The sequence below is a fragment of the Epilithonimonas lactis genome (assembly GCF_900110605.1).
GTDB lineage: Bacteria > Bacteroidota > Bacteroidia > Flavobacteriales > Weeksellaceae > Epilithonimonas > Epilithonimonas lactis.
Map to the genome: position 1 here is coordinate 201,012 of NZ_FOFI01000001.1, position 16,702 is coordinate 217,713.

Here is a 16,702-nt window from a genome sequence, read left to right on the forward strand (position 1 = left end):
GAAACGAGGCTGATCCAATTGGAAAAGCCTCGTTTTTTTATTTGTTACTTCTTTGTGAAATTGTATGTTTTGCCATTCTGCAAAAGCTGCATCTCATTCTTTTCCGGGAAGAAATTGATCTTGATTCCAGCCTTTTCGAATGTGAATTGATCTTTCTCCACCATCTCCAAAGGAAACTCTGCTTGGCCTTTTCCCTGTGCAAATAGTTTGTCGTCGTTCACAAAGATCATCAGATCCAAAGGAATATCTGGTGAAGTGTAATTTCCGATGTATTTTTTAAGTTCTCCATTGTAAGCCGCCGTTTCTTTGTCATTTTCAAATTTTGGAAATTCAACATCTTGGTCATAAATGATATTCAGAACGCCGATGGATAGTGTGTTGTGCGGATAATTTTCGCCATTAATGATCATCGATATCGAGTAGTCTTCTTTCTTACTGTAAGACGTGACAGCGTGTGAGCCAGCCGTGTCGCCACCGTGACCAAATGAAACCTGATTGTAGAAAGGTATAGCCATCATTCCCAATCCAAAGGCCAACTTAGCGCCAGGCTTCGGCATCATCTTATCCAGAGTTTCTTTCTTCACAAATTTCCCATTGAATAAGGCATTGATAAAGATATTCAGATCATTTGGAGTAGATACAATATCGCCCACACCAACGCAATTATGAAAGTCGAAATCCTCCACTTCTTTCCAGGTTCCGTTTTCATTTTCATATCCTCCAAAGACATTTTTCGGATCATCAAGCACGGAAAAAGTATTTTTCATTCCTGCTTTGCTTGTGATATTTTCTTTCAACAAAACATTGTAAGGTTTCTTTGCCACTTTCTCCAAAATCCTGCTCAATAAATAATAGCCAGAATTGGAATATCTGGTTTTCTCACCAGGTTGAAATTCCACACCTTGAGCGTTGATCGTATCACGAATAGCTTTGTCACCAACCGATCTTTTGAACAGCCATTGGTAATGTTCGCCGGCATAATCGCCTAATCCGCTCGTGTGATTCAGCATTGTTTCTATCGTGATATTATCCGCATTTGGAGCGTCTGGAAAATATTTGGAAAGCTTGTCTATGAGATTCAGTTTTCCTTTTTCCACTTGCTGCATCAGCATGATCGCAGTGAATAACTTACTGACAGAACCGATCTGATAACGCGTGTCAGAATCCCATTTTACATTTGGCAATTGATCTTGCCCAAAGTCTCTTTTGTAAACTTCTTTTCCTTTTCTGAAGATGGAAATACTCCCAATACCTTGTTTGTTCTGAGTGAGATAATTGAAATAATCATCCAACTTCGCCGTATTGATCTCACGGTTTCCGATGTCTTTTAGTTTCTCATCTTTCGGGTTTGATTTTTCGGTACCATTATTTTTGAAAAGATTCATTGGGAATGAGCGACCATTCTGGGTAAAAGTGCCTTCGAAATGATCTGTTTTGTATTGTCCTTTGTAGGAAGCACCCAATTCATTCATTTCAAAAACAAGTTCATTATTGGTGAACTCTGTTTTATCAACCGTAATGATCTTGTCACTTTGTTTTGGACTTTTTGCGGAAGAAGTATAACTGTTATTTTCTTTTTTAATATTAAAGATCAGAGGCAGTTGCGTTCCACCAAGGTCGAGTTCGCCTTTCCAAGAACCTGTTAAATCTTGGGCGTAAAAAGTCTGTGCTAATAAAATCAGCACCCATAATAGTTTGGTTTTCATAATGATTTAGTATTTATTTATTGAAGATCTGACAAAGTATGACCGTGAGAAAAGTGACGATGCAAAATAGCGTCACGTGCTGCCATTTTTTGATGTTCGTTGCCGTTTTGAAGCCGTTATAGAAAAGAACAATGCTGTAAACCAACGCTCCAACTGCGATTGCTATGGTCAAAAACATGAAGATGAAATCGAGGATCGGAAAAGTACCAGAAGGATGATCTTGATAGGCGATGACCCGCTTCGTAACTACCTTCGTGTATTCTATTTTTTCAAATGGTAAAATGATGATCAAAGGAATTTGAGAAATCAAAACTGTATTGATGATATCGATGATCCTTGTTTTCTTGTATAATATTTTCCCTAATACAAACAAGACTGCAATCATAGAAACATAACTGATAATGGTGGAAATCGTCGCTTTTTGGAAATCAAAATTTTCCATACGATCGATCCTGTAGATGCTTGTAAAATAAGAGCTGGTCCATTGATTGATCAATATAATTGCTATCAGAGAAATGAGTCCTAAACCAAGCAAATATTTCTCATCAAATCGTCCAAACGGATTGAATATAGTTTTCCAGTTCATAGCTTTTGGTTTTGAAGTTTTTTCACTTTTTCGATGAGGTCATCCATTTTGTTTCTCATGGTGGGATAGGAGAGTTCGGCCTGTTTCGCCATTTCCTTGATGCTTCCGCTGGAAAGTAAGAAGTTGACAACAAATTCCTGATCTTCACGGCTCAGTTTCAAAAGGACGGGAAGTTCATAATCACCATTCACTTGGGTAGCGCATGATGGACATTTCATTTGGCTAACATTCAGGTTATGATCGCAGCTTGGACAAACGATTGGAAGTTTCATTTCTTTAATTTTGTTTTACAAATGTAATAATTATTTTAATAAAGTTAAATATTATTTTAGTTTTATTAAAATGTATTTGATTTAAAGACATAAAAAAAACTCCCACGATTGGAAGTTTTAAAACTCGTTGCGAGAATTTTATCTATTTATTTTTGGCTGTTGTCGACATTTTCCTTCTTTACATAATCACTGTAACTTCCTTGCGAATAGGTCTTTTGTTCTACGATTCCCAACTTTGTTTCAGTTGGTTTCCAGTAATTTTGCTCAAATTTTTTAGAAAGCGTTAAAGAACATAACGGACTTTTGGTCATGATCTTCAGTTTTACCGATGTGATGTAATTGATGTCAGAGAAAAAGAACTGAGGGATCTTCTCTTTTGATTCCTGCGTATCACCATTGATGTAGGTCACTATCCATTTGTACAGATAGTCGTCTAAATTCTCATTAGGAAAAAAAGAAATGACAGATTCCGAAACCTTCACCTCTTTGAAGTCATTAATGAAAACGCCACAATTTTTGTCTGCTAACTCTTGCTTATTATCCACCACATCGATGACCTTTTCACATTGCAACAATCCTTTGTTGTTCAGGATTGACACGGAAATTGTACTTTGTCCAGGACTTGATGCCTTGACTTTTATTGTATTCGATTTTGTATTGCCATCAACTGTCAAGTTTTGGTCAGAGGGCATTTTCCAGGAGTAGCATTCTTCACATTGTGCTTTCGCATCTACGGAAAAAGTGGCTGTTTCGTTGATTTTAATGGTGCTGTTCCCGGCAATAGTACATTGCCCAAAGGAAATGGTTGCCAGAGATCCGGCAGCCACAATTAAGTATTTTTTCATTGCTATCTATGTGTTTCATACAAAGATAGCTCAAATATTATACCTGGATCACACCCAGATTGAATTTTTCTGTGATTGGAGAATGATTCGCGGCCTCGATTCCCATGCTGATCCATTTTCTGGTATCGACTGGGTTGATGATGGCATCTGTCCAAAGCCTTGCAGCCGCATAAGTTGGTTGTGTTTGTCTCGTGTAATCTTTCAATATTCTGTCCAGCAATTCTTTTCTGTCTTCATCGGTAATTTCTTTTCCTTGTTTTTTAAGCGCAGATTCCTGAATTTGAAGCAATACTTTTCCAGCTTGCGAACCGCCCATCACCGCTAGTTCTGCCCACGGCCATGCAACGATCAGTCTAGGATCATAGGCTTTTCCACACATCGCGTAATTTCCTGCACCGTATGAATTTCCGGTAATGATCGTGAACTTTGGAACCACAGAATTCGCCACGGCGTTCACCATTTTTGCACCATCCTTGATGATTCCGCCTTGTTCAGACTTGGAACCAACCATAAAGCCTGTAACATCTTGTAAGAAAACCAACGGGATTTTTCGCTGATTACAATTGGCAATGAATCTTGTCGCTTTGTCCGCAGAATCGGAATAGATCACACCTCCGAATTGCATTTCGCCTTTGCCGCTTTTTACCAGTTTTCTCTGGTTGGCAACGATTCCCACGCTCCAGCCATCAACTCTGGCTGTGCAGCAGATGATGCTTTTTCCGTAATCTGGCTTGTATTCTTCGTATTCGGAATTGTCGACCAGACATTTGATGATCTCTAAAGTGTCGTACTGTTCAGATCTAATGGCTGGCATGATTCCAAAGATATTATCTGGATTCTCTTTTGGAGGCGCACTTTCTATTCGGTCAAATCCAGCTTTGTCAAAGCCTCCAAGGGATTTCATGATGTTCTTGATCCTGTCCAAGGCATCTTTGTCGTCTTTGGCTTTGTAATCTACGACGCCAGAAATTGAGCTGTGCATGGTTGCGCCGCCTAAGGCTTCATTATCAATTGATTCTCCGATGGCTGCTTTCACAAGATAACTTCCCGCTAGGAAAATACTTCCCGTTTTGTCCACGATCATTGCTTCGTCGCTCATGATCGGGAGATAGGCGCCACCAGCCACACAACTTCCCATGATCGCAGAGATCTGAACAATTCCAGAGGAACTCATCTTCGCATTGTTTCGGAAAATTCTTCCAAACATTTCTTTGTCTGGGAAGATCTCGTCCTGCAATGGTAAGAAAACACCAGCGGAATCTACGAGATAAATGATTGGCAAACGGTTTTCCATCGCGATTTCCTGAGCTCTCAGATTTTTCTTTCCGGTGATCGGAAACCAAGCGCCCGCTTTCACCGTTGCGTCATTGGCGACTACGATGCATTGCCTTCCGGAAACATAACCTATCATCACAACTACGCCACCAGCAGGACATCCGCCTTGCTCTTCGTACATCTCGTAGCCTGCGAAAGCACCAATTTCTATCGATTCAGAATTTTTATCGAAGAGATACTCCAATCTTTCTCGGACAGTCATTTTTCCTTGATCACGTTGTTTCTGGAGCGATTTTTCGCCGCCACCCAATTTGATCTTTGCCAAGGTTTTCTTGATGTCAGAATATTTCAGTTTGTTGATATCTTCTCTTTTGTTGAATTCTAAATCCATTTTTGATTTTTCTTTGGCTCTAAAGATAAAATATTTTAAATAATCACAAAGCAGAAATGCTAATTGTTGCACTTTAGAATTTGATTTAAAATATAATTGCCTTTTTTCCGTTATTAATCCAAATACAATAAATTTTTAGTTAGTTTATGTTATTTTAATAAGTTCTTTATTAAAGGATCCGTATAATCCAATTATGCGGATTTTTTATGCTCAATTTCGTAGCAAATCTCAGTTTTAAACATAAAATCTGCAATATTTATCCTAATTTTGCAGACTGAAAATCAATCATTCCAATGAAGAATTCTTATTTGCTGAGGTTACATTTTATCGTGTTTTTATGGGGTTTCACAGCAATTCTTGGAAAATTGATCTTGGCGGAAGCTCAGGTTCTGGTCTTTTACAGAATGCTATTCGCTGCGATCTTTCTTTATTTATACATCAGACTGATCAAAAAAGAAAGCATCAAAGTTTCTAAAAACCTTCTACTTCAATTGGTAGCGATTGGCAGCGTCATGGCTTTTCACTGGCTTTTCTTTTTTCAATCCATTAAAGTTTCAAATGTTTCTATCGCGTTGTCATGTCTATCATTATCAACCCTATTTGCATCCTTGATAGAACCTTTGGTGTACCGCAGAAAACCCGATTGGGTAGAAGTTGTCATCGGACTTATCATTGTGGTCTGTATTTCTATGATCTTCAATGCGGAACTTAAATATAAGGAAGGAATCATCTACGGAATTCTTTGTGCGTTTTGTGGGACAATATTTTCAGTTTTCAATGGAAAGATCTTTGGGAAAACCAGTTCTGGAAATATTATTTTTTATGAGATTGCTGGTGGATGGTTAATTATCAGCTTGTTTTTTCTTTTTACAGGACAAATTTCTTATGTCAGCGAAATAAGTTATACCGATATTGCGTTAGTACTATTGCTGGCTTCTGTTTTCACCGCTTACCCGATGTTCGAAAGTGTGAAATTGATGAAATTCATTTCGCCTTTTACATTGATCCTGACTGTGAATTTGGAACCTGTTTATGGGATTATCCTAGCTTTTTTTATCTTTGGAGCATCTGAGCATATGAGTCCTGTTTTTTATATTGCATCGTTCGTCATGATCGCATCGATTGTGGTCAACGGGATCATCAAATCAAGAAGAAAAAAGGAGGTTACCATTACAGAAACCGAAACTCTGTAAACACGAATTAATGAGAAGAATTTTATTTTTTTTACTGATCATTTCAACCCAATTCTCTGATGCACAGATCATCAGAAAATATTCCAATGAGTTCCTGAATATCGGAGCAGGCGCTAGAGGCCTTGGAATGGGTGGTGCAGTGGTTTCCAATCAGGATGATGTCTATTCACCGATGTGGAATCCCGCAGGTTTGATGAAGATCGACAGGGACTGGCAAGTTGCCGCCATGCACGCAGAATACTTCGAATCTATTGCCAAATATGACTATTTATCTTACGCCAAACCCTTGGATTATGGGAATGGTGTTTTCGCAATTTCATTGGTAAGATTAGGTGTTGATAACATTCTTAATACAACACAATTAATTGACTCAGAAGGGAATATTGATTATGATAAGATCAGTTCCTTCTCGACCTCAGATTATGCGGCTTTATTTTCCTACGCTTTTCACCCGAACGGGAATCAGAAATTAGATGTTGGTGCAACAGCAAAGATCGTTTACAGAAATGTCGGGAAATTTGCAAGCGGCTATGGTTTCGGTTTTGATGTGGGCGCGATCTATCACTCAGATACAGATTGGAATTACGGTTTCATGCTGAGAGATGCGACTACGACAGTTAACTTCTGGACCATCAATCAAAAAGAATTATCCGCAGTGGTGAATGGCGAAGAGTTCAACCCGGCGCCAACGGACAAGATGGAGATCACAATGCCAAAATTGAATGTCGGGATCAGTAAAACATTCGAGTTCAACAGAGATTTGAAGTTGCTACCAGAAGCTGGTGTCAATATAGATTTTGCAAAAACAGCGGCTTTGGTTTCTACTGATTTTGCAAGTATCACACCTTATGCAGGTGGCGAATTGATCTTTCAGGATATGATCTTCGTAAGATTGGGTTTCAACAGATTTCAAACGATTTCCGATATCGAGGATCTAAAACGTAAAGTTTCTTTCCAGCCAAGCGCAGGAATTGGGATCAAATATAAAGGTCTAACGTTGGACTATGCGATCACCAATTCTGGAATCGGCGGTTCCAATTTCTACTCCAATTTCTTTTCTTTGAAATTGGATATGCAGGGTTTTAGAAACTAATTAATCACTTTTACTTTATGAAAAAATTTTTACTATTTGTCTCTTTTGTGGTGATAATCCTTCATCCTGCTCAAAGCATTACGGCAAAGCTCAATGAGATCAATTTTCAGGGTTCAAGCATGCCTTACTTCACTGTAAAATATAAAGGTCAATTGATTTTCACTGCCGAAAATGCAGATACTGGTAGAGAACTCTGGGGCTATGATCTGGGTAGTGGGAAATCTAAATTGATAAAGGATATTTTCCCTAACAGTAATAGTGGGATAGATTCTGATCCTTTCTTCAATGTTTTGAATGACAAGCTGTATTTTGTCGGAAGAACGAGCTTTTCAAACTACAGATTATTCTCGACCAACGGAACAGAAGCAGGAACAGAAATGGTTTTTACATTCCCTGCAGAATTATCCTATATTGATAAAGTAGTGATGGCAGGAGATAAGATTTTTATCTTGGCGAATTATCAATTATGGGTAAGCGACGGAACAAGCACAGGCACTAAATTGTTAAAAACCTTCGGAACATATACCAGTGGATCTGTTGATTTGAGGATTTTTGGAAACAAAATTGTTACTGCTATTGATGACGGCATCAATGGAAAACATGCTTGGATCTCTGATGGAACAACAGCCGGAACTTTCCTTTTGAAAAAAATATCAGCTACCGGAAGCAGTATCGGAAATGATTTCGATATCGTAGTCTTTAATAATAAATTTTATTTCTACGCTTACGATACAGAGTCTGCACTTTGGGAATCTGATGGGACTGTAAATGGTACCAAAAAATTCACTAATAAAGTCAATGGCAGTTTTATACAAGGTTTTGCTCTTGGTGATAATTTTGTCTTTGGCGGTAGAGACTCGGCGAATGGCATGGAACCTTGGATAAGCGATGGAACAGTCGATGGTACTAAGTTGATAAAAGATGTTGTGCCGGGTGTGTGGGGAAGTATCGGGATCAATTCTAAGGTTGTAAGGTATAAAAATAAAATTGCTTTCGATATTATTAATAATTCTGGAGATTTTCAAATTTGGGAAACAGACGGAACTTTCGCAGGAACCAAACAAATAGTAATTACGGATGCAACTTTAACGAGTCCGAAACTTTACAAGGCTTCTACTGACAGTACTGAACTTCTTATTACAACGGCTAATGCAGGAAACAATTTTTGGATCTATGATGACGAAAATGGACTGTCCAAAATCCCGAATCTGATACCCACAATTTATACAGAGGCTGCCAATAACTTTATTGATATAGATAATTTTGTTTATATGACAGCTGTTGGCCAAGCAAATGGAGCAGAAATTTTTAAAATCAATAAGCAAAGCAGAGAAGTTTCTTTGGTTACAGATGTCAATTCCAGTCAGAGTGCAAATCCTCAGGGATTCATCAAAAATACCAACGGGTTGATCGTTGCTGCAGATGATGGTGTTTTTGGAAATCAATTCTATAAAATTAACCCCGATACAGGCGAGAAAACGCTTATAAAAATATTGAGTAATCCTTTAAGCGGAGAAAGAGCCACGCTTTCCAACAAAGGTTTGATAAAATTGGGGAACGATATTTATCAAAAGGGAACTTTAGGTGTCAATACGCCAAACGGAAATTATTCACTCTTTGCAAAAACTGATGGAACAGCTGAAAATACAAACTTTGTCAAATATCCTAACAACACTTTTAACTCAATAGGAGACATTTTTGAGAATCTAAATGATGAATACCTCGTGTTTTCTGCAAACGAGCCGCTTAAAGGGACTGAACTTTACAGGATCAAAAAAGGTTCGGCAGAAATAGAATTGTTGAAAGATATCTCTACAAATGAAGGCGGAGGTCTTTATAATGTAGATTCAAAGACGGTGATTGTCAATGGTTTTCTATATTTTATTGCCAGAGAAAATAATTTGAGAACGATTTGGAAAACCGATGGAACACCAGAAAATACCCAAAGTGTAATTAGTTTTATTGATAACAATTTCGACGGTAATCCCAAAATATTAGGGAGTTATGATGGCAAAATTTTGATTTCAAAAAGTGTCTATTATCAAGGGATAGAATATCAATCTGAATTGTACATCTCAGATGGAACCCAGTCAAACACAACATTATTAAAAAGTCAATCCTCGCAGTATTTCAATCCTGAATCAATTAATGATATCGGAACTCAGTTTAAGGAAGAATTTTACTACACTACTAAAAGTGGAGTTTTCAAAACAGATGGAACCGCAGAAAACACGAAGACGGTATATTCTGCTAATGGAATTTCGGATTTTTATAGAGGCTATAATAGGATGACGGTGTGTGGAGATAATTTATTTATTGGTTTTGGAAGTAGAGAGAGCAGTTATTACGATGGTACTTATGACAAGATCTATGAACTTTGGAGAACGGATGGGAACACCAATACTAATCAAGTTTATAAAGTTCAGAACCAGTCAGGAATGGATGATTATATCAAAGATCTCAAATGCATCAATAATTATGTTTACTTTACTAAAACTAATGACAGCAAAATCTGGAGAACCAATGGTAATACAACAGAAAATGTCGCATTGTCAATTGATGTGATCGACGAAGAACCTTTCAATTCTGATAAAAATGAATTTATAGGAGATCTGTTTTTGTCTGATAACAAACTTCTGTTTACTGCGAATACTAGAAAAAAAGGTGTAGAACTTTATTCAGTGACCACAGAATTGCCGGTTTATCTTAATGTGATCGATGCAGATACAAATTCCGTTCAAAAACTAAAACTTCTATTATATCCAAATCCAGCTTCAGATCTTGTGAAGATAAAAGATGCTTCTGCAATCAAAGCAGAGTCGTTTGCAATCTATGACTATTCTGGAAAAGTGGTTTCTGAAGGAAAATATACAGGCGAAGATCAAGGTATTAACATTTCAATGTTGAACAAAGGCATTTATGTGATTCAAGTGAAAACAAAAACAGGTCAATCATACGCACAAAAATTAATTAAAAATTAAGTCGAAACATATTTAGGATTTGACCATTAAACTTACAATTATGAAAAAAGTAGCCACTTTATTATCGATTATTTTAATAACATTGATAAAAGCACAGGCCGTTTCTGATTACAGATATATTTTGGTTCCGGCAGAACTGAGTGATTTCAAAGAGAACAAATCATATGGTTTGGATACGATTCTTGAAAATTCTCTAAAAGGAAAAAAATATACGATTCTTTCGGAGAACAAATCCACCTGGCCAGCAGACGCCCTTGGAAATTCTTGCAAAGTTTTGACTGCTGATATTTTGAATGATAAAAGTATGTTCAGAAACAAGATCATCCTGCAGTTCAAAGATTGTAACAATCAAGTGATTTTGGCGGAAAAAGCTAGCAGTTCAATAAAAGAATTTGAACCTGGGTACAAAGATGCTTTGAAGTTGGCTTTAGGTAAAATTCCTGTTTCTAATCCATCTTCAAAAATTGAAAATCTTGCTGATGTAAAACCTCAAGAGACCATCAAACCACAGGAAACAGTAAAACCGCAGGAAGCCATCAAAACTATACCGGAAACAAAACCAAAAGAAACCACTTCTCAGACCGCCACTGCTCAAAGATATACAAAAGGTAATCTATCCTTACAAAAGATCCAGATTGCAGAAGATCAATTCATTTTGGTAGATGGAAACAGTTCTGTGCCTTTTGCCACGTTCAAATCTACTGCTAAGAAAGATGTTTACAGAGTGAAATTAGGCTCAGGAGAATCCACAATCGCTTACTATGAAAATGGAAATATCATCATCGAAATGCCAAAAAGCAACGGCGAATTTTCCAACGAAATTTTTACCGCTAATTAATTTGGGTAAGATTTTAATTAACAAAATAGAAAAAGGTCAGAAGCAATTCTGACCTTTTTTATTTTTAAAGATTTATTTATTTGGCTGAGGTGTGTAGCGCAAATATGGTTTGATGACCTTCACACCTTTCACAAATTTTTTCTCCGCATCTTCCTGAGAAACTGCCGGTGGAATGATGACATCGTCGCCGTCTTTCCAATCTACTGGTGTTGCAACACCGTAGCCATCCACCAATTGTAGAGAATCTAAAACCCTCAATATTTCAGTGAAATTTCGGCCTGTAGAAGCAGGATAAGTGATGATCAACCGTACTTTTTTATTTGGGTCGATGATGAGTAGGGACCTCACAGTCAATGAGGCGTTGGCGTTGGGATGGATGAAATCATACAACTCAGAAACTTTTTTGTCCTGATCCGCAATGATGGGAAATTCAACTTCCGTATTTTGAGTTTCGTTGATGTCAAGGATCCAACCTTTGTGATTCTCGATTCCATCGACGCTCAAGGCAATCACTTTTGTATTTCTTTTATCAAATTCGGGTTTCAGTTCTGATGTTTTACCAAGTTCCGTGGTGCAAACCGGTGTGTAATCTGCAGGATGTGAAAATAAGATTCCCCAAGAATCACCTAGGTAATCGTAAAAGTTAAGTTTTCCAAGACTGCTTTCTGCATCGAAATCCGGAGCGGTGTCACCAAGTTTTATAGACATATTTTAATATTTTTTTGATTAATGGATAACAAATTTAATAAATAAAATTTCAATTCATACTAGATTAGTATTATTTATTTTTAACAATAAAAAAACCATTCAGAAAATTCTAAATGGTTTTAATATTTTAGGCAAAAGCTGGATTAAAATGTTCCAACTTTACTGTCATCGATGTTATATTTTGCAATAACTTCCTCGTAAGACATTTTTCGGATATCCTCAACGTTGGCATTTTTTCCAAAAACAGCAGGTACCAATACCACTCTGAATCTTTGATTGTTCAAATATTGTGGTGTCGTGCTGATGTCATAAGTTCCACCTGCGTAAATCAAGAAATCATTTTTTGTAAAATCGAAATCATAGTCCAATTCTCCTTGCTCCAAGTAAAGTGTTCTTGGGATTGGCTGCCAAACTACAGCACCGTTTTCGGTACCAGCTTGTCTGTAGATCACAACATAATCTTGGTCCAATAAAGGATTGTTGAATGCTTGATCGTAGAACCAACCGTCAGTTGCATTGAATTTGAAATTTACATTAAGGTCATATACTGCAGGATATTCCACATCAACATTTACATAATCGTCGTCGTCATCTTTACAGCTAAAGATAAATATACTGGAAATCAGTATCAATAAAAGGGGAAGGAACTTTTTCATAAGTTTAAAGTATTTACGTTATAAATTTTATTACAAATAACAGACCATAAAAATAGCCATTTTCAGCGGAATTAATATCTTTATGGAAAGTTTCTAAAATTTTAGATATCAAAAAAATGAAAAGGTTAAGTCTTATAATAATAACTTTTATTTCGCAGTTTTATTTCCCTCAATACCAACCAAAAAATCTTTCCAGTTCCGACCTCAAAAAAGCCAACGATTGGGTTGATAAAACCTACAATGCGCTTTCACAGGAGGAAAAACTCGGTCAGCTTTTCATCGTTGCACTTTACACGAACAAGGACGAAGCACACATCAATCAAATCCGAAATATCGTTTTGAATGATAAAATCGGTGGATTGATTCTGATGCAAGACGATGCAACGAGAGAAATTAATTTGGTCAACGAATTTCAGTCCAAGTCAAAAGTGCCTTTGATGATTGGGATGGATGCAGAATGGGGCGTTTTCCAGAGGATTGCAAAAGCACACAAATATCCTTGGGCAATTACGTTGGGAGCGATTCAGGATAAAAATCTGATTCACGATATGGCATCCAAAATTGCTGAAGATTGCAAGAGAATGGGCATCAATTGGGATTTTGCGCCCGTTGTGGATGTGAATACGAATCCAAACAATCCAATCATCGGCAACAGAAGTTTCGGTTCTGATGTCAATAATGTGGTGAGTTCCGCTTTGGCATATTCCAACGGTTTGCAGGACAACAAAGTGCTGGGAGCAATCAAGCATTTTCCTGGTCACGGCGACACGGACAAAGATTCCCACTTGGATTTGCCAGTCGTTTCCCACAATATGGAACGGTTGGAAAAAACTGAACTTGCACCTTTCAAAGCATTGATGGACAAAGGAATTGGTGGCGTAATGGTTGCGCATCTCTACGTTCCAAGTCTTGAAAGCGAAAAAGGAATTCCAGCTTCGATTTCCAAAAAAATCATCACTGGATTATTAAAAGAAAAATACGGGTACAAAGGCTTGATTATCACCGATGCGCTCAATATGGGCGCGGTTGCAAACAAGTTCAAAGCGGGAGAATTGGATGCGTTGGCATTCAAAGCCGGGAATGATATTATGTTGTTTTCGCAGGATGTTGCGACCGGAAAAAGATTGATTCAAAAAGCGATTGATAATAAAGAAATTTCTCAACGTAGGGTAGAAGAGAGCGTGAAGAAAATTCTCTTGACCAAATATTTTTTAGGTCTAGATAAATATTCCAACGTCAATCCGGAAAATATCAATGAAGATTTGAACAACGCTTCACATTCCGAAGTTGTTCAGAAAATGTACTCCAACGCTTTGACATTAATTAAAGATGACAAAAAGTTGTTGCCTCTCGATTGCAAAGAGACTTATTATTATGTTCCATTGGAAGAAGCGCCTTACGAAACTTTCCTCAATCAATTAAACACAGGAACAACTATTATTCTAAAAAAAGCTTCGGAAATCAATTCAATTCCGGCGAATTCGAAAGTAATTGTTGGTTTTCATAAAGACAATTCGACAGCTTACAAACCTTATAAAATTTCGGATTCAAGCAAAAAGATTCTTTCAGATTTAAGCAAAAATCAAACTGTCATTCTTGATGTTTTCGGAAGTCCATACGCTTTGAAAGATATTGATATTTCTAAAGTTTCCACAGTCTTAGTTTCTTACGAAAATAATGACGATGCGATGAAAGCCACAGCCAACGGACTTTTAGGTCAAACTAAAATCTGGGGAAGACTTCCCGTTTTGGTCAATGACAATTTAAAATTTGGAATGGGAATGGATATTGACGCTAAAATCCCAGCCAATCAAACCGATAGAAAAAATAGTTCGGAAACGAAGAATTTGAAGAAAGTTATTGAGTAATTTTGGAATAAAATGAGATTTGTAATAATTTTTTTCACTTTGATTATTGTTCTTTCTTGTTCAAAAAAAGAAAAGGATTTGACAGTCGAAGTTGAATTAATAAACTCAAATCTGACTAAGTTTAATAATGAAAATATGCTGGCTTATCAACCATCAAAAATAGGTTACAAGGTAAAGGCAACGGTCAAAAATAATACAAATAAAGAAATTGAATTTTGGACAATGTCTTGTTCTTTTGTACAAGATTTTACAACCAATAACAAAAACAAATTACTGTTAACGTTATTACCTACAAATTGTGATTCCAATTATCCGATGACTCATTTACTAAAACCTGACGAATTTAAAGATTTTGAGTTTTATATTTTGAAAGATGATAATATTATTGATAAAAAGATAAATGATGAACTATCAAAAACAAAAGTGGGTCTAGTAATAAGAGCAGAAACCAATGATGTATATAATAATTTTGACGATTATTTAAGAAATGTGGATTCAGGAAAGAACATCAAAATAATTTGGTCGGATGAGATTGATTTGAGTAAGTAATTTTGAGATAATTAATATAAATCAAATAAAAAGTCATTATACTTTTTACATAATACATTGTACATAAAAAAATGAAAATAGGAATACTTTGCTATCCAACCTACGGCGGAAGCGGAATTGTGGCGACAGAATTAGGAATGAGTCTGGCCGACAAAGGCTATGAAGTACATTTTATAAGTTCAGCATTGCCAGCGCGTTTGGACGTTACCAATCCGAACATTTTCTTCCACAAAGTGAATGTTCAGACTTATCCGCTGTTCCAATATCAACCTTACGATATCGCCTTGTCATCGATGATTTACCGCGTTGTCAACCTTTACAAATTGGATATTTTGCACGCGCATTATGCGATTCCTTACGCTTACGCCGCGTTCACGGCAAAGCAAATGTTGAAGGCCGAACACAAAGATGTACCTTTGGTGACGACGCTTCACGGGACAGATATAACATTGGTTGGCCAACATCCAAGCTACAAACACGCTGTCGAATTCTCTATCAATCAGAGTGATACAATAACTTCGGTTTCCGAAAGTTTGAAAAAAGATACGCTCCAGTTTTTCAATATTCACAAAGAGATTCAGGTAATTACCAATTTTATTGATAATTCTGTTTTCGATGATTGCAAAACTTGCCAAAGAGAACAGTTTGCCAGCGACGACGAAAAAATCCTAATTCACGTTTCCAATCTCCGTCCAGTAAAGAGAATTCAGGATGTTTTGGAGATTTTCAGAAATGTCAATAGAAAGGTACAATCAAAACTCGTCATCATCGGAGAAGGTCCTGAAATGGAGAAAATCAACCAGTTTTTGGAAGAAAATCCAGAATTGATTGGTAAAATAAAATTACTTGGAAAAGTCAACGACCTTTATAGGATTTTACAACTTTCAGACGTCTTTCTTTTGCCTTCCGAGCAGGAAAGTTTCGGATTGGCGGCTTTGGAAGCGATGGCAGCAAAAACGCCGGTAATCAGCAGTAATGCGGGTGGAATTCCCGAAGTTAATATCCAAGGCGAAACTGGTTTCCTGGCTGAAATCGGAAATGTGGAAGCGATGTCCAATTACTGCATCAAACTTTTGAGCAACGAAGAGCTTCTTGCAGAAATGAAAAAGAATGCGAAAGCACAAGCACTGAAATTTGACCTCAAAAACATCCTTCCAATCTACATCGAAATGTATGAAACGACGATTGCGAAGTTTGAAGAAGCGAAGTTGATTGGCGCTGGGAATTAAATAGAATTTTAATGAAAAGAATTGGTTTTTTAATCTTGATTTTTAGTGTAATTTCTTGCTCCAACAAATACAAAAATTATTATAATCTTCACAGACTAAAGCCTAAAGACTTTGAAACGAAGACTTCAATATCAAATAAAAATAAAGATTTAATTTATATTTATTCTTTTAATAATAATATCTTAAATAAAGAAATTAATGGCTTTGAAAGTTTAACTTTCAATAAAATAATGGGAGAAAAGATTTATATCAAGACCGAAGAAAGAAACAGAAAGAAATATACTTTTTCGAATAATTCGTCAATGTATTTTAGAGAATTTGATTTTATTCTTCAAAATTATTTAGATGGAAATTTGGAATATTTACTTTCTTTAGAAGATTCTTTTAGTAGTTCTGAAGTTGGTTCTTATTTTTATATTTTTGATTTTGAAAAACATAAAGTTTATAAGATTAATGCTATTGCTTTTGATAATAAAGGAAAGTTAATTCAATAAAAGTTTTTGTGAGATTTA

Annotated in this window: 15 protein-coding genes; 8 read left to right on the plus strand and 7 right to left on the minus strand. The window is 36.6% G+C overall.

The window, feature by feature from the left end; genetic code table 11:
- Window positions 1–44 precede the first annotated feature (44 nt).
- The 5 genes from BMW39_RS00940 to BMW39_RS00960 all read right to left on the minus strand — a co-directional run bounded on the left by BMW39_RS00940 (window position 45) and on the right by BMW39_RS00960 (window position 5,075).
- Window positions 45–1,706 (minus strand): serine hydrolase domain-containing protein, encoded by a 1,662-nt coding sequence (locus BMW39_RS00940; RefSeq protein WP_051879962.1) that lies wholly within the window; start codon window positions 1,704–1,706, stop codon window positions 45–47.
- Between the two features lie 13 nt (window positions 1,707–1,719).
- The gene (locus BMW39_RS00945; RefSeq protein WP_034976489.1) at window positions 1,720–2,292 is read right to left on the minus strand and encodes a YIP1 family protein; all 573 of its coding nucleotides are present in this window, start codon (window positions 2,290–2,292) and stop codon (window positions 1,720–1,722) included.
- The gene (locus BMW39_RS00950) at window positions 2,289–2,564 is read right to left on the minus strand and encodes a DUF2089 family protein (protein ID WP_034976491.1); all 276 of its coding nucleotides are present in this window, start codon (window positions 2,562–2,564) and stop codon (window positions 2,289–2,291) included. Before BMW39_RS00950 ends, BMW39_RS00945 begins: the two co-directional genes overlap by 4 nt.
- A 146-nt stretch (window positions 2,565–2,710) precedes the next feature.
- Window positions 2,711–3,409: a hypothetical protein gene (locus BMW39_RS00955; RefSeq protein ID WP_034976493.1), complete on the minus strand. Its 699-nt coding sequence runs from the start codon at window positions 3,407–3,409 to the stop codon at window positions 2,711–2,713.
- 37 nt (window positions 3,410–3,446) lie between these two features.
- Entirely contained in the window at window positions 3,447–5,075 is a 1,629-nt protein-coding gene (locus tag BMW39_RS00960; RefSeq protein ID WP_034977773.1) for an acyl-CoA carboxylase subunit beta, read from the minus strand.
- Between the two features lie 293 nt (window positions 5,076–5,368).
- Between BMW39_RS00960 and BMW39_RS00965 the strand changes: the two genes are divergently transcribed.
- From BMW39_RS00965 to BMW39_RS00980, 4 genes are read left to right on the plus strand one after another with little or no spacing between them, the layout of a single operon-like run.
- On the plus strand, window positions 5,369–6,268 hold the full coding sequence (locus tag BMW39_RS00965; protein ID WP_034976495.1) for a DMT family transporter: 900 nt from the start codon (window positions 5,369–5,371) through the stop codon (window positions 6,266–6,268).
- Between the two features lie 10 nt (window positions 6,269–6,278).
- On the plus strand, window positions 6,279–7,361 hold the full coding sequence (locus tag BMW39_RS00970) for a putative type IX sorting system protein PorV2 (protein ID WP_051879963.1): 1,083 nt from the start codon (window positions 6,279–6,281) through the stop codon (window positions 7,359–7,361).
- A gap of 17 nt (window positions 7,362–7,378) precedes the next feature.
- Window positions 7,379–10,342 (plus strand): T9SS type A sorting domain-containing protein, encoded by a 2,964-nt coding sequence (locus tag BMW39_RS00975; RefSeq protein WP_034976497.1) that lies wholly within the window; start codon window positions 7,379–7,381, stop codon window positions 10,340–10,342.
- A 40-nt stretch (window positions 10,343–10,382) separates the two neighbouring features.
- A complete protein-coding gene (locus BMW39_RS00980) occupies window positions 10,383–11,180 on the plus strand; it encodes a hypothetical protein (protein WP_034976499.1) in 798 nt (265 codons plus the stop codon).
- Between the two features lie 72 nt (window positions 11,181–11,252).
- Here BMW39_RS00980 and BMW39_RS00985 read toward each other — a convergent pair whose 3' ends face one another.
- Window positions 11,253–11,888 (minus strand): peroxiredoxin, encoded by a 636-nt coding sequence (locus tag BMW39_RS00985; protein ID WP_034976501.1) that lies wholly within the window; start codon window positions 11,886–11,888, stop codon window positions 11,253–11,255.
- 143 nt (window positions 11,889–12,031) lie between these two features.
- Window positions 12,032–12,544 (minus strand): hypothetical protein, encoded by a 513-nt coding sequence (locus BMW39_RS00990; RefSeq protein WP_051879964.1) that lies wholly within the window; start codon window positions 12,542–12,544, stop codon window positions 12,032–12,034.
- Between the two features lie 116 nt (window positions 12,545–12,660).
- On the opposite strand from BMW39_RS00990, the gene BMW39_RS00995 reads away from it, so the two are divergent.
- The 4 genes from BMW39_RS00995 (at window position 12,661) to BMW39_RS01010 (ending at window position 16,684) form a co-directional block, all read left to right on the plus strand.
- Window positions 12,661–14,412: a glycoside hydrolase family 3 protein gene (locus tag BMW39_RS00995; RefSeq protein ID WP_083391862.1), complete on the plus strand. Its 1,752-nt coding sequence runs from the start codon at window positions 12,661–12,663 to the stop codon at window positions 14,410–14,412.
- Between the two features lie 12 nt (window positions 14,413–14,424).
- Window positions 14,425–14,961: a hypothetical protein gene (locus BMW39_RS01000; RefSeq protein ID WP_034976503.1), complete on the plus strand. Its 537-nt coding sequence runs from the start codon at window positions 14,425–14,427 to the stop codon at window positions 14,959–14,961.
- A gap of 71 nt (window positions 14,962–15,032) precedes the next feature.
- Window positions 15,033–16,190 (plus strand): N-acetyl-alpha-D-glucosaminyl L-malate synthase BshA, encoded by a 1,158-nt coding sequence (bshA, locus tag BMW39_RS01005; RefSeq protein ID WP_034976505.1) that lies wholly within the window; start codon window positions 15,033–15,035, stop codon window positions 16,188–16,190.
- Between the two features lie 11 nt (window positions 16,191–16,201).
- Window positions 16,202–16,684 (plus strand): hypothetical protein, encoded by a 483-nt coding sequence (locus BMW39_RS01010; RefSeq protein ID WP_034976507.1) that lies wholly within the window; start codon window positions 16,202–16,204, stop codon window positions 16,682–16,684.
- The last annotated feature ends 18 nt before the right edge of the window (window positions 16,685–16,702 follow it).

Coding starts and splice junctions, on each gene's coding strand:
- BMW39_RS00965 (WP_034976495.1), top strand. CDS start 5,369: ATGAAGAATTCTTATTTGCTGAGGTTACATTTTATCGTGTTTTTATGG.
- BMW39_RS00940 (WP_051879962.1), bottom strand. CDS start 1,706: ATGAAAACCAAACTATTATGGGTGCTGATTTTATTAGCACAGACTTTT.
- BMW39_RS00945 (WP_034976489.1), bottom strand. CDS start 2,292: ATGAACTGGAAAACTATATTCAATCCGTTTGGACGATTTGATGAGAAA.
- bshA (WP_034976505.1), top strand. CDS start 15,033: ATGAAAATAGGAATACTTTGCTATCCAACCTACGGCGGAAGCGGAATT.
- BMW39_RS01010 (WP_034976507.1), top strand. CDS start 16,202: ATGAAAAGAATTGGTTTTTTAATCTTGATTTTTAGTGTAATTTCTTGC.
- BMW39_RS00985 (WP_034976501.1), bottom strand. CDS start 11,888: ATGTCTATAAAACTTGGTGACACCGCTCCGGATTTCGATGCAGAAAGC.
- BMW39_RS00970 (WP_051879963.1), top strand. CDS start 6,279: ATGAGAAGAATTTTATTTTTTTTACTGATCATTTCAACCCAATTCTCT.
- BMW39_RS00960 (WP_034977773.1), bottom strand. CDS start 5,075: ATGGATTTAGAATTCAACAAAAGAGAAGATATCAACAAACTGAAATAT.
- BMW39_RS00995 (WP_083391862.1), top strand. CDS start 12,661: ATGAAAAGGTTAAGTCTTATAATAATAACTTTTATTTCGCAGTTTTAT.
- BMW39_RS00975 (WP_034976497.1), top strand. CDS start 7,379: ATGAAAAAATTTTTACTATTTGTCTCTTTTGTGGTGATAATCCTTCAT.
- BMW39_RS00990 (WP_051879964.1), bottom strand. CDS start 12,544: ATGAAAAAGTTCCTTCCCCTTTTATTGATACTGATTTCCAGTATATTT.
- BMW39_RS00950 (WP_034976491.1), bottom strand. CDS start 2,564: ATGAAACTTCCAATCGTTTGTCCAAGCTGCGATCATAACCTGAATGTT.
- BMW39_RS01000 (WP_034976503.1), top strand. CDS start 14,425: ATGAGATTTGTAATAATTTTTTTCACTTTGATTATTGTTCTTTCTTGT.
- BMW39_RS00955 (WP_034976493.1), bottom strand. CDS start 3,409: ATGAAAAAATACTTAATTGTGGCTGCCGGATCTCTGGCAACCATTTCC.
- BMW39_RS00980 (WP_034976499.1), top strand. CDS start 10,383: ATGAAAAAAGTAGCCACTTTATTATCGATTATTTTAATAACATTGATA.